The organism is Enterococcus sp. AZ126 (assembly GCF_051714545.1).
Taxonomy (GTDB): domain Bacteria; phylum Bacillota; class Bacilli; order Lactobacillales; family Enterococcaceae; genus Enterococcus_L.
In genome coordinates, this window is record NZ_JBIOSB010000001.1 from 597,523 (window position 1) to 613,230 (window position 15,708).

At 33.3% G+C, this 15,708-nt stretch carries 16 protein-coding genes and 1 pseudogene; 6 read left to right on the top strand and 11 right to left on the bottom strand.

Annotated elements, in window-relative coordinates:
- Nucleotides 1–92: 92 nt before the first annotated feature.
- From pcp to IGI43_RS02915, 5 genes are all read right to left on the bottom strand, one after another.
- Nucleotides 93–737 (bottom strand): pyroglutamyl-peptidase I, encoded by a 645-nt coding sequence (gene pcp / locus IGI43_RS02895; protein ID WP_438756323.1) that lies wholly within the window; start codon nt 735–737, stop codon nt 93–95.
- A gap of 128 nt (nt 738–865) precedes the next feature.
- Entirely contained in the window at nt 866–1,810 is a 945-nt protein-coding gene (locus tag IGI43_RS02900) for a DUF979 domain-containing protein (RefSeq protein WP_438756324.1), read from the bottom strand.
- Nucleotides 1,810–2,508, bottom strand: a complete 699-nt coding sequence (locus IGI43_RS02905) for a DUF969 domain-containing protein (protein WP_438756325.1) — start codon at nt 2,506–2,508, stop codon at nt 1,810–1,812. The genes IGI43_RS02900 and IGI43_RS02905 overlap by 1 nt, the downstream gene beginning before the upstream one ends.
- Nucleotides 2,509–3,206: 698 nt before the next feature.
- Nucleotides 3,207–3,341, bottom strand: coding sequence for a hypothetical protein (locus IGI43_RS02910; protein ID WP_438756326.1), 135 nt, complete (start codon nt 3,339–3,341; stop codon nt 3,207–3,209).
- 577 nt (nt 3,342–3,918) lie between these two features.
- Nucleotides 3,919–5,421 carry an Lsa family ABC-F type ribosomal protection protein gene (locus IGI43_RS02915; protein WP_438756328.1) on the bottom strand — a complete coding sequence of 501 codons (1,503 nt, stop codon included), beginning with the start codon at nt 5,419–5,421 and terminating at the stop codon, nt 3,919–3,921.
- A 374-nt stretch (nt 5,422–5,795) separates the two neighbouring features.
- Between IGI43_RS02915 and IGI43_RS02920 the strand changes: the two genes are divergently transcribed.
- The 4 genes and pseudogenes from IGI43_RS02920 (at nt 5,796) to IGI43_RS02935 (ending at nt 8,808) form a co-directional block, all read left to right on the top strand.
- The gene (locus IGI43_RS02920) at nt 5,796–6,425 is read left to right on the top strand and encodes a hypothetical protein (RefSeq protein WP_438756329.1); all 630 of its coding nucleotides are present in this window, start codon (nt 5,796–5,798) and stop codon (nt 6,423–6,425) included.
- Nucleotides 6,426–6,590: 165 nt separating this feature from the next.
- Nucleotides 6,591–6,974, top strand: a complete 384-nt coding sequence (locus tag IGI43_RS02925) for a VOC family protein (RefSeq protein ID WP_438756330.1) — start codon at nt 6,591–6,593, stop codon at nt 6,972–6,974.
- 25 nt (nt 6,975–6,999) lie between these two features.
- Nucleotides 7,000–7,839, top strand: a pseudogene (locus tag IGI43_RS02930) (Cof-type HAD-IIB family hydrolase).
- A 117-nt stretch (nt 7,840–7,956) separates the two neighbouring features.
- Nucleotides 7,957–8,808 carry a MurR/RpiR family transcriptional regulator gene (locus tag IGI43_RS02935; protein ID WP_438756331.1) on the top strand — a complete coding sequence of 284 codons (852 nt, stop codon included), beginning with the start codon at nt 7,957–7,959 and terminating at the stop codon, nt 8,806–8,808.
- Nucleotides 8,809–8,869: 61 nt separating this feature from the next.
- Here IGI43_RS02935 and IGI43_RS02940 read toward each other — a convergent pair whose 3' ends face one another.
- Complete coding sequence (locus IGI43_RS02940; protein ID WP_438756332.1) at nt 8,870–10,066, bottom strand: glycoside hydrolase family 3 protein; 1,197 nt, start codon at nt 10,064–10,066, stop codon at nt 8,870–8,872.
- Between the two features lie 191 nt (nt 10,067–10,257).
- Between IGI43_RS02940 and IGI43_RS02945 the strand changes: the two genes are divergently transcribed.
- A complete protein-coding gene (locus IGI43_RS02945) occupies nt 10,258–10,656 on the top strand; it encodes a VOC family protein (RefSeq protein ID WP_438756334.1) in 399 nt (132 codons plus the stop codon).
- A 138-nt stretch (nt 10,657–10,794) separates the two neighbouring features.
- Here IGI43_RS02945 and IGI43_RS02950 read toward each other — a convergent pair whose 3' ends face one another.
- The gene (locus IGI43_RS02950; protein WP_438758803.1) at nt 10,795–10,869 is read right to left on the bottom strand and encodes a hypothetical protein; all 75 of its coding nucleotides are present in this window, start codon (nt 10,867–10,869) and stop codon (nt 10,795–10,797) included.
- Between the two features lie 172 nt (nt 10,870–11,041).
- Nucleotides 11,042–11,275, bottom strand: a complete 234-nt coding sequence (locus tag IGI43_RS02955; protein ID WP_438756336.1) for a type II toxin-antitoxin system Phd/YefM family antitoxin — start codon at nt 11,273–11,275, stop codon at nt 11,042–11,044.
- Between the two features lie 823 nt (nt 11,276–12,098).
- Between IGI43_RS02955 and IGI43_RS02960 the strand changes: the two genes are divergently transcribed.
- Entirely contained in the window at nt 12,099–12,338 is a 240-nt protein-coding gene (locus IGI43_RS02960) for a hypothetical protein (RefSeq protein ID WP_438756338.1), read from the top strand.
- Between the two features lie 54 nt (nt 12,339–12,392).
- Here IGI43_RS02960 and IGI43_RS02965 read toward each other — a convergent pair whose 3' ends face one another.
- The 3 genes from IGI43_RS02965 to IGI43_RS02975 all read right to left on the bottom strand — a co-directional run bounded on the left by IGI43_RS02965 (nt 12,393) and on the right by IGI43_RS02975 (nt 15,605).
- The gene (locus IGI43_RS02965; protein ID WP_438756340.1) at nt 12,393–13,739 is read right to left on the bottom strand and encodes a reverse transcriptase domain-containing protein; all 1,347 of its coding nucleotides are present in this window, start codon (nt 13,737–13,739) and stop codon (nt 12,393–12,395) included.
- 428 nt (nt 13,740–14,167) lie between these two features.
- Entirely contained in the window at nt 14,168–15,073 is a 906-nt protein-coding gene (locus IGI43_RS02970) for a hypothetical protein (protein WP_438756342.1), read from the bottom strand.
- The gene (locus IGI43_RS02975; protein WP_438756343.1) at nt 15,066–15,605 is read right to left on the bottom strand and encodes a sigma-70 family RNA polymerase sigma factor; all 540 of its coding nucleotides are present in this window, start codon (nt 15,603–15,605) and stop codon (nt 15,066–15,068) included. Before IGI43_RS02975 ends, IGI43_RS02970 begins: the two co-directional genes overlap by 8 nt.
- Nucleotides 15,606–15,708: the final 103 nt, after the last annotated feature.

Consider the following 15,708-nt stretch of genomic DNA (forward strand, 5'->3'; position numbering starts at 1 on the left):
TATCTTATTTTTCATTTAGCAAACGAACAGAAGAGATCAAGACAAAAAATTACTTTTGCCTTGATCTCTTCCTATTATACTCAATTATTATTCTAATGCGTTGTTCCTGTATTCTCTTCGATATCTACTTCAGTTGTCACCGCGGCTTCAATTGCATAGCTCAGCGAATCAGCAATCGTTTGAATGGGCATTGAAGCTGTTCCTACTGGACGATCGATTACCTGTGTTGGTTCAAACGGTACATGGATAAAACCGCCTTTCACATCAGAAAATTCTTTATCGATCATATACAATAAACGATACATAATATCGTTGCAGACAAATGTACCCGCTGTATAAGAGATGTAAGCCGGTAAACCATGTTTCTGTACATTTTTCATCATCGCTTTGATTGGCAACGTTGTAAAATAAGCTGTTTCCCCATCTTCTTCCAGTTTTGTTCCAATTGGTTGGTTTCCTTTATTATCAGGAATTCTTGCTTCCGCCAAATTGATTGCTACTCGCTCAAATGAAATCGCACTGCGTCCACCTGCTTGTCCTACACAAATCACGATATCCGGATTATGTTCTCTGATCGCAGCTTCTACTACTTCACCGCTTTCTTTAAAAACGGTTGGTATTTCTAATTTGATTATTTCGGCTCCTGCCACCTCATTTGGAATCATTTTAACTGCTTCATATGCTGGATTAATAGAATCTCCACCAAATGGATCAAAACCTGTGACTAAAACTTTCATTGTAAATCTCCTCTCTGATATAAACGAGCGACAACATGCCGCTCCATTTCATTTACTGTATGTCAAACCAAAAAAATCATTGTCTCATTCAGCTTAAAAAAAGATAGACTCGTAAACTAAATGAATAACTATTTAAATAAAATCATGTATACAACTTGGAATACGAACATAAAAATCGCTATAAACCATTGATTTTTAATGACACCGTATTTATCTTTCATCTCTAACATTGCGACTGGAACGATATTAAAATTCGCAGCCATTGGTGTTAACAATGTACCACAATAACCACAAGTTAAAGCCAACATACCAATCAACGCTGGATTTGCACCGTAAGCTAAGACAAAAGGCGCTCCGATCCCCACTGTCATTACAGTAATCGCTGCAAAAGCATTCCCCATAATAATCGTAAATAACATCATCCCAAATGCATAGATAATAATACCGACGGCGACATTTCCTTGTGGTACGATCGTTCCAACTGCAGAAGAAATTACTGTTCCAACACCTGCACTAGTAAACACCGCACCTAGTGATGCTAAAAGCATCGGCAACATACTTAATGGTCCAACCGTTCCAAGCATATCCGCTGCATCATCTAAAAATGTAGTTGGTTTGTTATTTTTAGAATAAAACATCAAGATCAAAATTGCCACCAAAACACCTGCACCCACACCGACTAGTGCGCCAAGTTTTGTAAATAAGGCAAATATAATAGCAAATACACCAATACTTAATGCTGGAATAAAAATTTTCATGCCCAGCTTATCTGACATTTGTTGCATATACTCTTTAGAAGGTAATTTACTTTTCCCTTTACTAACTTTTTTCAAAATCGCTGGTATAGTCATAGAAAAAATCAAGATTCCGCTAACCATCGATGGAATAAAACGGCCACCGGCAATCACGATTCCTAATGCACACCAAAAATAACCAGTTCCGTAACGATGTGGATTACTTTTGTCGAATAAATTCTTAATACCCGTATAAATTAAAATCAATCCCATTAAGATGTATAAAACTTCTAATAATTTCTCACCAAGTAATACTTCTGAATTCATAAAATAGTTCATCATTGGTCTCCTTTCTTCTCGATATCACCGTAATATTTTTTCATCAAGCGACGATCTTTCGTATAAAAATAAATACTAGCTGTCACTATTGCTACCAACGCGACAGGAATTTCAACAGCAGCTAATTCAACTAATGTTACTTCATAACCTAACTCTTTCAAAGTCGATTGAACTAACAAACCACCTGATCCGCCGATGAACAATACTTGTCCAAAGAACCAACAGATATTTTCCATTGCCGAAGCCATTCCTTTTAGCTCTTCTTCATATTCTTTATTTAATTCTAAGTTTTTGGATTCAACAGCACCTATCGACATCGGTAGGATAATAGGACGAACAAATCCAGCAACACCACCAAAACTAACATTAAATGCAGCAAAAATCATCCGGAAAACGCCGTAAATATCAATGATCATACCAGCTGAAACTTTTTTGAATCGTCGAATCAATGAAGCTGCCGATTCCTTTAGACCATTTCTTTCTAGAGTTCCTGTAGCCAACATAATAATAATAAAAATTGCCATACCTCGATTACTTACAAAACTTGTGCCCAGTATATCTAGCATTCCTTCTAACCCAATTCCTCCGACTAGTGCCGTCACGACTAAGGCGATCATTACAATCAAAATCGAGTCCAATTTCATTGCGAAACCAACAATAACAATCAGGACACCTAATAAACTCAGGATATTTTCCACGGTTCACACTTCTTTCTTTTATTTATTGATCATACTTTGAAGAACGTCATTTCATCAAGACAACCTATTCAATTCATGTGGGTTGCAAGTAGAGCAATCTATTATTGTCTATAAACGCGTTGCTGTTATAGATTTTCTTGACTTAAGTTTACACGACTTTCAAAACTATGACCCTTTTATTATACACAAATTTTGTTTTATTTATTATTTTTTTCACTAATATCTATGTTTAAAATAGAAAATTTTAGTCCTTGATGTCTTAATCGTCTAAATTTCTATGGTCCATAGTAATGATTGCTCTATGTTAATCCCTAAGTCACCTCTCGTTGTTGACAATTTTTCTCATTTTAACAAAAAAAAGGCAAAAAACAATTTCACTTTTTGATCTACTAATCAACGAAGACCGTCGGTTTAGAATTTCAGAAATTAGCAATCATCTAGATTTAGCCACTCGAAGTACCCAAAGATACGTGACTGATTTGTTTGATATTATCCATAATTATAATGAACTTTATGGTGACACGATCGAACTGCTCTTAACTAAAAATAATGGAGTAAAACTCAAAGTAACCAATGGTATGATACCTTTTTGGAGTTTTATCAGATATATTACGATAAATGATGAGATCTTTGAACTCTCTCGATCAATTATTTTTGGTAAATTCAAAAATCCTATACTATTTGCGAGCAAGAAAAATTTAAGTCATGCTCTCTGGTAAATAATTAAGTTCTTCGGCAAATACCACTAAAAAAAGATTACTTCCTTGGACGATCACCAACAATAGGTAGAGAAATCTTTTTATAATCGATGTTTTTCTCATAATATACTCCATTTCTCGCTATACTCCGCCTATATAGCATTCTTGAATATGGTTAGGTTGCGCGGAATTCTATCATTATTGAAAAAAAATCAAACACCTCCATTTGTACTTAGTCTGAACCTAAGTTATTTCCAAACATGTAGGTCAATTCCTCATTACGAAGTTTGGATTTTCAAAATAAAAATAGGTATATGAACATATTTCAATAAAATTACTTTCATCTATAGTTTAACTTCGCAGCTTTTTCTCGTGTTTATATTTTTTGGCGTTTTTTACGCCAGTAATGAATTTACCAGATTCTTATATAAACGGCTCTTCGTAGCTTTTCTGCATTGAAGTTTTTATTTTTACCTAGTGATTTTACATTTATGTATTTTAATTTAAATAAAAGTATTTTTGAGCTGAGTTGGATGAACCTTTGATTTTTATTAAGTGGTATCATATATTTTGATGGGTTTATACACGAAACTAGAACTTGTTTTCATTCATAAATTTTTTCAGATTTTTTGTAATCGTTTTAGACTGAAAAAGAATTCACAAAAAAACTGCCAAATACTCATTAAAAATGGAGGTATTTGACAGTTTAAACTTATTGATTTTTAACTAGAGTGATCACTTGAGTCGCGATTTTCTCCAAAAAAGCTTGATCATGTTCTACTATTAGCATCGATGGTTTTAAGGTCAAAATTAATTTTTCTAATTGTTCCTGATTAAAAACATCTAAATAGTTTAATGGCTCATCCCAAATATACAATTCTGCTGGCTGTGCTAAAGATTTCGCTAGCTCCACTTTTTTGCGCTGCCCCATACTCATTTGTTCAATACGATTTTGGAAGACTTCTCTTTCCATCCCTAATTTATGCAAATTGTTGAGAAATTCTTGGTAATCAAGCCCTTGTTTTTCTGAAAATTCTAATAATCTTCCTTGATTATCTTCGTAGTTTTGACGAACATAGCTAATTTTTAATTTGTCAGGTAAAATTGTTTCACCTTTACTTGTACCATTGAATCGACCTAATAGAAATTGGATGATTGATGACTTCCCAGAGCCATTTGCTCCAGTTAAGGCAATCCGTTGTCCTTGGTTCAAATCAAAAGAAATTTCTTGAAACAAATCGTGTTCCTGATAACTCAAAACTAAATTTTCAACTGTCAGTAATCGTTTATGATGACCTGGCTGATAACTCATCGTCAACGGATCAATATACTCAATATCTTTTAAGAGATTTGCTTTTTCTGATAATTGAGCGTCCATGCGATGTTCTATTGTTTTCGCACGTTTCATTGTGCGGGCAGCTCTTGCTCCTATGGCACCTGTGTCATAAATCGCACCACTGCCTTTTTCGGATGCTTTGCCATATTTATCTTGTTCTTTAGAACGAGACCACTCAGCTTTTTCAGCGGCTGTTTTTTTCAAACGACTAACTTCTTTTTTTAGTTTTTCATTTTGAGCAATTTCAAACTCATCTTTGATTTTCTTTTGTTCTTCATAGACAGAAAAGTTTCCTTGATAAAGTTCCAACTGACTTTTTTCAATAGACAATACATGATCGACTACTTCGTCTACAAATTGACGATCATGACTGACAACGATAAATCCTTGCCGTTTCTTTTTTAAATAATCTGCTACTTGTTTTCGTCCGACAATATCCAAGTGATTGGTTGGTTCGTCAATCAACGGAAAATGATACTCGTCAATAAACAACAATGCCAGTAAAACTTTCGTCTGTTCACCGCCAGAAAGTGTTTTAAATTCACGCCATAAAATCTCTGGATCAACTTGAAGCAAATTTAGCTCCCGCTCTATCTCCCATTGGTCAAAATCGCTGATTTCTTGTAGGACATAATACGTTAATTGTTGCTTGTTTTTAATCGGCTGTGGGAAATATAGAAATTCCATTTGATGAATAATTTGACCACTATAGACCAGCTGATCTTGCAAAATTTTAAGCAGTGTCGTTTTGCCGCGACCGTTTCTACCAATCAAACCTAATTTCCATTGTGTATCAATAGTTAAATTAGCTTGATCAAATAATAAAGTTCCTTGGGTATCGTACCCAAACGTTATATTTTTTAGTTCAATTTTTGACATAGTCTCACCCCATTATGAAAAGTTGAAGGAAATTTTACTGTTCCTCCAGCGGTTTTCAGAATCGGCAATTCATTGATGAGTACACAAAAAGACCCGTACATTGAATTATTAAGACCAATTCTGAAAATCTGCACACTGTTCCCTTGATGATTCAAGTTACAGTCTGAATGCAGCTTCAACAAATTGACTTAATTTTTCAACGCACGGATCCCTCACTTCGATTTTAATTGCATTTAATATATCATGCTCTTTTTAGTTTTGTCAACAAACATTTCTTGTAAGTGCTATGAAGACTAGTAAATTAACTGAAGTAACGTATAATATACTTAATACTAGAAAGCTGATTTATTCACTTATCGTTTGGAGGAACCTACTTGAAAAAAATAATCTGTATCCATGCTCATTTTTCTAATATTCATTATTTGACAGAATTATTTCAAAAGGAAAAAACACTTGCGCTAGAGCATTATGTTATGACCGATTTTCTGGATCAAATCACAACTGACAATTTAACTAATTTCATTGAAAAAAAGATTGAAGAAAACGTTGTCGGCGTAATCATCACTTGTACAATGTATTCAAATTTAATCAAACAAAAATTGATCCTCAATAAACCGATTCTACGTGTTGAAGATCCCTTAATTGCGCATATTTTAGCTAATCCTCACAAAAAAAGCTTGATTTTTTCCAACCCAAAAACGGTGAAGGAGACAATCAAAAAAATCGACATTGCTTATCTCGAAAAAAACTTAGCCCTTGATTATGAGGTTCACATTGTGCCAGATGCTTTTGACTTGATTTTAACAAATCAAAAGATGGCTTATCAAAAAGCACTTCTCAATTATTTATACTTGAATAACGACGGGTTTTCAGGTGATATTTATCTTATGCAACTTTCAATGGCGATTATTTCTAAAGAACAACTTACTGAATTTGGCTTTCCAATATTTACAATTCTTGATTCTTTAGATGCTATTGTAAAACAAGAGTTGTTGACACGTTGATTTTAGTTGAACAAAAATTTTCATCTTTATCCGTTGATTGTTGCTATTTTTGAGAAAAAACTTTCAATTTTTCTGATCTCCCACTTTCCAGCTTGTTTTTCCTTTATACTATAGTCAATCAACTCATTAACACTATTTGTAATTTACAGCAAAGGAGAGTATACAATGAAAATTGAACACATTGGTTTATGGGTCAAAGATTTGGAAAATATGCGCAGCTTTTATGAAACTTATTTCGATGCACAAGCTTCTGAACTTTACCACAATACAAAAACAAGTTTCTATTCTTATTTTTTAACTTTTTCTGATGGTGCCAGACTTGAGATCATGCAGCGAAACGATGTTATTAAGCAAAATATTGGAAATGAAATGCTAGGTTTTGCTCATTTAGCAATCTCTTTGGGAAGTAAAGAAAATGTCGATAACCTCACGAATATTTTAGTTATGGAAGGTTTTGAACTACTAAGCCCGACCCGTACAACAGGTGATGGTTATTATGAATCTGTGATTGCTGATCCAGAGGGAAATCGTTTAGAATTAACTATTTAAAATAAGAAGCGATGGAGGAAATAAAATGGACGTAAAAGCGATTGTCTTGGATATTGACGGAACACTTTTAAATGATGAAAAAAAACTGACTGCTCAAACAAAAGAAGCCTTGATCACAGCTCAAAAAAATGGGGTTAAAGTCATTCTAGCATCTGGCAGACCGACTCCTGGGATGCTGAAATATGTTGAGGAACTTTAAATGGATCAGCACAATGGATTGATCGTTTCTTATAACGGTGCACATGTTCTTGATGTGCGCACACAAAAAGAATTATTCAGTCAACCTCTTACAATTGAAAACAGTAAGAATATTTTAGAACATCTCAAACAATTCGACGTCATACCCATGATAGCAAAAGATGATTATATGTACGTCAATAATGTATTTGACGGTATGCTGGATTTAGATTTCTCTGATGGATTATTCAATATTATCGAATACGAATCACGTGGAGGAAATTTCCTATTATGTGAAAAAGAAGATTTAGCTGCTTTCGTTGATTTTCCGCTTCATAAAATTCTTGTCGCAGCTCAACCTGAATATTTACAAGCTAACTGGCAGAAAATTTATGCGCCTTTTGAGCAATCCGTTAGTGGTGTGTTCTCAGCACCAATGTACTTTGAATTTACTGATCAAGGAATCGATAAAGCGAATGCTTTGGAGCAAACCCTAAAACCTTTAGGGATCCATCAAGAGCATATTATTTCATTTGGCGATGGCCATAATGATTTATCTTTGATCAATTATGCTGGAATGGGCATTGCGATGGGAAATGCTGTAGATGAGTTAAAAAATGCGGCAGATAAGGTCACTTTATCTAACAACGAAGATGGGATTGCCAAAGCATTAGTTGAATTATTATAATAGAAATAGAGTCAGGATATTAAAAATCCGACTCTATTTTTTTTTTATTCCACACATAATACGTGATAATCAGGTATAATTTATTTATATGAAACTGATCGAAAGGTGTTTTCTGTAATGAATTTTATGCTCAAATTAAAAAACTTAGATAAACTTACAACTAGTGAAGAAGCACTCGTTACTTATATTCTTGATTTTCCGGAAAAGGTTATTCGTTTTTCTCCAAAAGAACTAGCAGACCATTCTTATGTATCGATGTCAACGATTTACCGTTTGATCAATAAATTGGATCTTGAGGGGTTAAATGATCTTAAATTCGCCTTGGTCAGCTATTTAAATGAACAGACAACCGAACAAATCATCGACATTGATTATCCTATTTCAGCTGAAGATAATCATTATGCCATGACAAAAAAGTTAAAAATGGTTTATGATCAAACGGTTCAATCAACCATCGATGCAAATAATTTTGATGCAATGGCGTTTAATGGTGACTTGCTTAAAGAGGCTGAATTTATAGATATTTACGCCGCATCTGCCAATATTTATTTTGCCCAAAACTTCCAGTTTCAAATGCAGGAAATCGGTAAACAAGTTCAGGTGCCGATCGATGATTATATGCAAAATCTCTCAGCAGCAAATAGCACGCCAAATCATTTATCAATAGTTGTTTCTTATGGCGGCCGCAGTACTAGTGTCAAAAAAATTCTAGAAATTTTAAGAAAAAATAGGGGTAAAATCTTGTTGATCACTTCAAAAAACAGCCCTTTGCTAAATGAAAAAGTTGATGGTGTTTTTCTTTTCTCTTCGATGGAAAATCATTATAATAAAATCTCGTCCTTCTCAACTAGGATGTCGTTGATGTATATTTTTGACAGTTTATATTTAAGCTTTTTTAACCAAGATTATGAGAGAAATTTAGCGTATAAATTGGATAATTATCAAAAAATGAATCCAAAATTGATTTGACTCTTTCGATCATAAAAAGACTGTTCAGCAGTGAATAACACTGAACAGTCTTCTTGATGTATTATTCTTTTAATAATCCTAGATCACTTTTCATCTTTAACACACGATAAACCGATTGATTCAACGCTTCTTCTGAATAGCTTCCTTGTTCGATCCCTTGTAAAATATAGGGAATCTGGTCTTGATATGAAGAAGACAAAATCAGATCATTCCCTGCTTTTAAAGCAGCAAGTCCTGCTTCTTCTTGAGATATAAAATCAGCTAATCCTGCCATATCCATATCATCCGTCATGATCACGCCTTTAAAGCCTAACTCGTTTCGTAGCAAATCATGAACTGGTTGAGAAATAGAAGCTGGCATCGTCTCATCGATACTGGTCACAATATTATGAGAAACCATGATACTATCTGCACCAGCTGCAATTCCAGCTTTAAACGGTAAAAAATCATTGCTTCGTAATGTCTCGAGATCTCTTGTATCATACACAATTTCGACATGTGAATCACGATTATCGCCATAACCTGGAAAATGTTTCAATGTTGAAGCGATCCTTTGTTTCTTTAATTCCTCTACACTTGCCTTGACATATTCACTCGTTTTTTCAGCATCTACGCCCAATGTTCGATCATAGATAAACGCTTCTGGGTCAGTCGCAACGTCCGCATCTGGAAATAAGCCGCCTTGAATGCCATATGAGCGAAGTACTTCTGATTTTTTTTGAATATCAGAACGTATGCCCGATAATCCGGCTTCCTGATAAACAACCATTGGTGAATTAAACATCTCTGGTACTAATCCGTTGCCACTATTCAAACGCGAAACCGTTCCCCCTTCTTCATCTGATGCTATAAAAAGCGGAATCTCGCTAACCTCTTGATAGGAAACGATTTTTTCTCTCAAATTAGCAGGGGTCATTCCTTCAACATCTCTTCCAAATAAAAGATAACCACCTAAATGATAATTCTGAATACTTTCTTGTTGCGCTTCGATGGGTACTCGAGCTAGGAACAGTTGACCCACTTTTTCCTCTAAGCTCATTGTAGCCATTAAATCTTGAATTTTCCTTTCTTGGTTCTCTAAAGAGACCTCTTGACTATTTTGTGTCGTCTCAGTTTTTTTCGCTTTATTTGAACTTGAACTTTTCGTTCCTTCTGTTGTTTTCGTTTGCGTAACATTATTATTTTTATTCACAAACCACATAATGCTGAAACTAATTCCAAAAATAAATAGTAAAATAGTCACAGCCTTTAGTATCATCGTCTTATTATTGATTGTACTTCCTCCTTGCTTTACTTAGCCAATCTTATTCAGTGTAATTATATTATAATTAGGTTTTATCACATCAGTCAATTTTTTCACCTGATTACATCCTATATTTTTGACAAAAGATCATGCACATGGGATGCTCTAAACATAATAAATACAAAAAGAGAGAAGGTTTGATTTTTATGTCAACAATGGTTTTTGTGAATTTCCCAGTGACTGATGTAGTACGCTCTACAGAATTTTATGAAAAGTTGGGTTTTAAGAAGAACGTAGATTTTTCTACTGAAGAAACAAGTTCGATGGTTTGGGATGATAATTTTTGGATCATGTTATTAAATCATGAGTTTTATAGTAAATTTATTAAAGATAAAAAAATTGCAGATGTGAAAACGACGAGTGGTGCTTTGATTGCATTTAGTATGGAAAGTGCTGATGCTGTAAAAAAATTCGCTGAGACAGCAAAAGCAAATGGTGGCGATTTTTATAAAATTGATATGGGTATTCCTGAAGATGTAATGTTTGGACTTGAAGTGCAAGATCCGGATGGAAATACTTTGGAACCAAATTGGATGCAGATGTAGAAAATAAAGAAACTTGAGATTCGGTTGTTAGGATTGAGTATAGATACTCATATCTTTCTACATTCTCGCTTTACATTTTGATTTATAGTAATGCAAAACACATGATTTTTGACTATCATGTGTTTTTGTTTATTTTGTTTAATGAAATCGACAAGAGGCAACTTCAATGTATTTTTCTGTGTATCTATAAATCAATCTATGTTCATTATTTATACTTCTAGACTAGTACCCACTCCAGTGAACTTTTAATGGTTCAGGTTTTCCTAAACCTTTGTTTTGAGTCTCCATAATATTTTCAACTAATCCTTTTAGCTTTAGTTGCGTCATTTTTCTTCCAATAAATTTAAATCCTCTATTGCTTTATCAGACCATCTTATATCTATATTCAAATATCCTCAAAAAAAAGAGTTGTATAATGACCTTCATCAAGGTGTTGTCTATTTGCTTCACTAGACATTAAGTACAGATTTTCCATAATATTATTGTAATCTGACTTAGCCATAGCGACCACATTTTTTTCGTCTTTTGAATTAACGATCAAAGAATCAGAGTTATCATTGACTTGCTCCATGTGGTCTTTTAAGTGTTTTCTAAAGTTACTATATGTAGTTGCTTCCATATTTATCATCTCCTTTCATTAATTGTACAACATAACAAGAAGCTTGATTCTTATTACGGATAGTTATACGAATTTTCGTTTGCTTTTTTCTGTGTTCGTATTGATTATTGATGTGAAGTTCTTTATACTTATTGGTACAGGATAGAAATAAAAAAGCTTGATGAACTAGGAAAAGTTCACGAAGCTATATCACATATAAATAATAATTGGCACCTCAAGTAGATGGCGGGAACCAAATACTTGAAGCCTTGTAAAGACAGCGATCACTGCCCAAACAAGTTGCCAATAGTCGCTAGCATTACTACTAGCTTCTTTCATTGTACAAAAAGATGGTGTATATTACCACGTCTATTTTGTGAGGCTTTATTTGATGAGAAGTTAATTACTAAGGTTAGTTTATACTATTGATGAACAGATATTGGGTATTTCCCCGATATCTTTTTTTGTTTCTATCCTGTTAAATTACTTTAGAAAAAGAAAGATTAAGGACGTGATAAAACTTACGACTACCTTAGAGTAACAAAGTAAGGATAGAAAATAAAAAACGGCACCTCACAGTTTGGCGGGAACCAAATCTATGAGGCCCTGTAAAGACAGCGATCACTGCCAGTACAAGTTGCCGATAGCCAGTACCTAAATACTAGCATGTTTTATTGTACCCAATTTCAGGGAGAATTTCTACCTTATGTGAGATATTCTTTTGAATTGTTTAGACAAATTTGCTGTGGTCATGTCTATTGAAAGCGATGAGGCGCGGATCTGATCGTTTTTTATTCCTGTCTAGATTTAGTTTAACAAAAATTGAGATTAGGAGAATGTAGATATGGGAAAAGCACAGGATTTAAAATCTGTTTCTTGTCAGGATATTTTGGCTACACGAGCTTGTTTGAAAGATATGAAGGATTTGTACGAAGCTTTGCATTTTATGAATCATTTTCTTGATTCTAAAGTTATGAGAGAACTACAGGAGATGAAAGCTTGTGGGGAGATATTTGAGGTTGTTTATCAGAATTTTGGTGAGTTGTTGCTTGAAATTGAGGAATCTTTAAGTAAGAAATTCTAGAAGAAAATAGCTACATACTTAAAAGAACTCACAAATTTTTTTCAGTTTGTGAGTTTATCTTTGATTAATTTTAATTCCAAAAGCTTTTTCAACCTTTTTTCTTCTGTTTCGTATCTGTTGCATCATTAAATTATTTGTTTGTGGAGATAAAGTATCAAATTCTTTCTGGCATTTTTCAGCATAAGTTATAAAATTTCCGAAGCCTTTATCCCTATTTTTTGACTTGTCACTAAATACTCGATACATCATTTTTCTATAAGGTGGTTTTTTTAACTCCTTTTTCTCTTGTATTTTTCCAGCTTTTTCAGCTAACTTATAGGCTTTTCTGTAAAATTTATGAGGACTTCTTCCTCTCATTCTTACATTTATTCCATCAAAAACAAACCCTAAATAATCAAGATTACTTTTTTCTTCGTTATTCTTTAAATCTTTTATACTATTATTTTCATATTTTAACAACTTTGTCTTGCCTTCATTCATACTTAAGCTTAAATCTTGTGCCATAAGATGAATTTCACTAGAAAGCTTAAAAAAATCAGCAATATTGATTTTTGATAAAGGAATTATAATGATGAAATCATCAGAATATCTACGATAAATACCACTTAGAATAGACACTTTTTCAGAAATCTGTTTGTCAAAATGGGTTGAATAAACATTTGCAAACACAGCACTAATTGCACTACCTTGCGGAATACCAATACCACTTTTGTTTATATTAGGTGGATACTTTTGCTTGAATTCTTGAAATTCTTTAACTGAACCAAAATATCTTGTTCTATTTTGTTTTTTCACTTCTTTATCCGTTAAGTGTATTTTTTTTCTTAGAAAGGTTTTATTATAGTAGGAATATCTGGTAATAGATTTAAATACACGATACCAATCTTTACTCAAAGTATCTGTTCCCATAATTTCTTTAACTCTATTTTTTAAAATAGTATGATTTAGTGTATCAAAAAATTTTTCAAAGTCTCCTACAAAAATATAACAGCTCTCAAATTCACTAACATAATTAATTACCTCAGCAGCAAAATGAATGTTTGAGTAGCCTTTCTTATTATCTCTGTAAGCAATAGAAACCTCATCAATTTTGTTATCACTCATCCATTTATCATATTGAATGTTCAAATGATCACCATAATATCTATAAATATAGTTATCTAAGTGACTCGCATACATAATATTTCTTTTCTTTTTCTTTATAGGACGACCATCAAAAATGGATTCATCTTCATAGTACCTACTAAAACTAGTACTAAAACGAATGAACGGTAAAAAACCATGGGAAGATATCTTAAAAGGATCTTTCACATAGTTTTTAACAGATTTTATACCAACTCGTTTTCCAAAATGCAGATATCGTTTAGTTTTATATTTTTTTTCATCAAAAATAATTTTCATAATTTACACACATCCTAATTGGAGTAGAAGAAGTTTTAAGCTAACCCCTTAAATTGCAACTTCTTCTACCTCGCTAATACACAAAATAATTTTGTCCATCAGCATGACCATAAATCTAGTCTATGACCGTGAAAAAGCAACTAGATTGGTTAGAGGATTACTAACATTTAATGTATAATGTAGTTGAAACCTTATTGAATAACTTAGGAGGTATCACCGTGGAAATCACTTTCTCAACAGTTTTCTCAAATTATTGCTGGTTAATAGGATTATTAAGAATAGTCTTAAGAATTCTAGTAACCTTACACAAGACTAGCCACGTTAATTATTATGGCAAAGCGCTTGACAGTTTCAAACATTATCCCCTTCACACCGTTTATTTGAAGGCAATTTAATTATAACAATATATATTAATTACTGCAAGAAAATTATCTATTCGGCTGAAGAATCGTAATAATCTCTTCTTTATATTCTTCCTTATCATCCGATTTTGTAAGTGAGTTAGATACCTGCCATAAAATAATAGTATCACCATCCCAATACATATCATGACTTATTGTATACCCACCATAATTCACTACCAAATGATTTCCCTTTATTTCATAGGTCCAAGTTATCCAGCTTTCTTCCCCATCAATACGTTCTTTCATAAGAAATCCATCAAACATTAGCGTACTATTTTGACGATTCCCCTTGATCGTTGATGTCCATGAAGAATATTTCGTTAAGTCTGGATCGATAGCTGGTTTAAGTTTTTTGATTGTTTCTTCTTTATATGGAAAAATTTCTTCATTGTGTGGTTCTAAAATAAGACGTTTGTCCTCGGCACGTTCCGGTTCTAATACTAAGTTACTACCACTTTTCTCTACTTGATAAGAATGAATTTCTTCTATCGGATCATCATTTTCATTAAACGTGTCATATACAATATCTAATTGGTTGTCTTTAAAACTGTATTTGTGTGTAAAGGGGGAAAAATAGTGTTCTATTATTCGCACCTGATCATGACTAAAACTGTAATAGTTCTCTTCATTTTGAACTTTCCAATATTTCGTTGATTGTAAAGTATTCGCTGGCACTTCTTTTGTTCTCTCAGTTGAAGCTGAAGTACTTAGTTTGTTGTTTTCTTTAGCTTTTGACCACATGTTAGTGCCAAAAAGAATAAAACAGGCGATCACCACAATAGATAAAATGATTTCTCCCCATTTGTGTCGAAAGTTGCGTGCTCTATTTTTTCTTTGGCCAGCTCCTATTTCTAATGCAGTAAGTGCTTCTTCTGGCACTTCGATTTGTTTCATTGCTTTTTGTAAAATCTTTTTCTCGTTATCAGACATAATAATCCTCCCCTAAAGATTTTTTCAGTGCGTCACGTCCTCGTTTTAAATTAGTTTTAACGGTTCCTTCAGGCATTGTTAAGAGCTCACTGATTTCCTTGACTGAGAAATCTTGGTAATAAAATAACTGTAAAATCAAACGATATTTATCTTCTAAGGTTGTGACAGCTTTTAACACATCAATAGCTTGATTTTTGTTTTTTGATAAATCTGCTGATTCTTCAAATTCTGGATTGTTTTGCAACCTGCGTATTTGGATTTTTTGATTGATTAGTTTACTGGCTAGCCTTGCCATAATCGTACAAAACCAAGTTAAAAAATAGCTAGGTTCTTTCAATGTATGGATCCATTTCATCGATTGGATCGATGCTTCTTGCATAATATCCAATGCATCTTCTTTGTTGCCTATATAGATGTAGGCCATTTTGTAAATGTACTCATGATTTTTACGTAAAACTTTCCCTAATGCGTTTATGTCTCCGTTGATTGCTTTTTTGATCAATGAAAGCTCTGAATAGCTAAACTTCCCCATTTCCTCACCTCTTCACCCTAATAGTGTAAAAAAATCCCCGATAGGTTTCATCAAAATAAAAAAAGCTAAAACATTGTATGTTCTAGCTTAGATCACTTAACTA

What these genes read in the sequence shown, in the direction of transcription:
- IGI43_RS02975 (WP_438756343.1), bottom strand. Translation starts at nt 15,605, where the DNA reads ATGGGGAAGTTTAGCTATTCAGAGCTTTCATTGATCAAAAAAGCAATC.
- IGI43_RS02935 (WP_438756331.1), top strand. Translation starts at nt 7,957, where the DNA reads ATGAATTTTATGCTCAAATTAAAAAACTTAGATAAACTTACAACTAGT.
- IGI43_RS02915 (WP_438756328.1), bottom strand. Translation starts at nt 5,421, where the DNA reads ATGTCAAAAATTGAACTAAAAAATATAACGTTTGGGTACGATACCCAA.
- IGI43_RS02945 (WP_438756334.1), top strand. Translation starts at nt 10,258, where the DNA reads ATGTCAACAATGGTTTTTGTGAATTTCCCAGTGACTGATGTAGTACGC.
- IGI43_RS02900 (WP_438756324.1), bottom strand. Translation starts at nt 1,810, where the DNA reads ATGAACTATTTTATGAATTCAGAAGTATTACTTGGTGAGAAATTATTA.
- IGI43_RS02910 (WP_438756326.1), bottom strand. Translation starts at nt 3,341, where the DNA reads ATGGAGTATATTATGAGAAAAACATCGATTATAAAAAGATTTCTCTAC.
- IGI43_RS02965 (WP_438756340.1), bottom strand. Translation starts at nt 13,739, where the DNA reads ATGAAAATTATTTTTGATGAAAAAAAATATAAAACTAAACGATATCTG.
- IGI43_RS02970 (WP_438756342.1), bottom strand. Translation starts at nt 15,073, where the DNA reads ATGTCTGATAACGAGAAAAAGATTTTACAAAAAGCAATGAAACAAATC.
- pcp (WP_438756323.1), bottom strand. Translation starts at nt 737, where the DNA reads ATGAAAGTTTTAGTCACAGGTTTTGATCCATTTGGTGGAGATTCTATT.
- IGI43_RS02925 (WP_438756330.1), top strand. Translation starts at nt 6,591, where the DNA reads ATGAAAATTGAACACATTGGTTTATGGGTCAAAGATTTGGAAAATATG.
- IGI43_RS02960 (WP_438756338.1), top strand. Translation starts at nt 12,099, where the DNA reads ATGGGAAAAGCACAGGATTTAAAATCTGTTTCTTGTCAGGATATTTTG.
- IGI43_RS02955 (WP_438756336.1), bottom strand. Translation starts at nt 11,275, where the DNA reads ATGGAAGCAACTACATATAGTAACTTTAGAAAACACTTAAAAGACCAC.
- IGI43_RS02940 (WP_438756332.1), bottom strand. Translation starts at nt 10,066, where the DNA reads ATGATACTAAAGGCTGTGACTATTTTACTATTTATTTTTGGAATTAGT.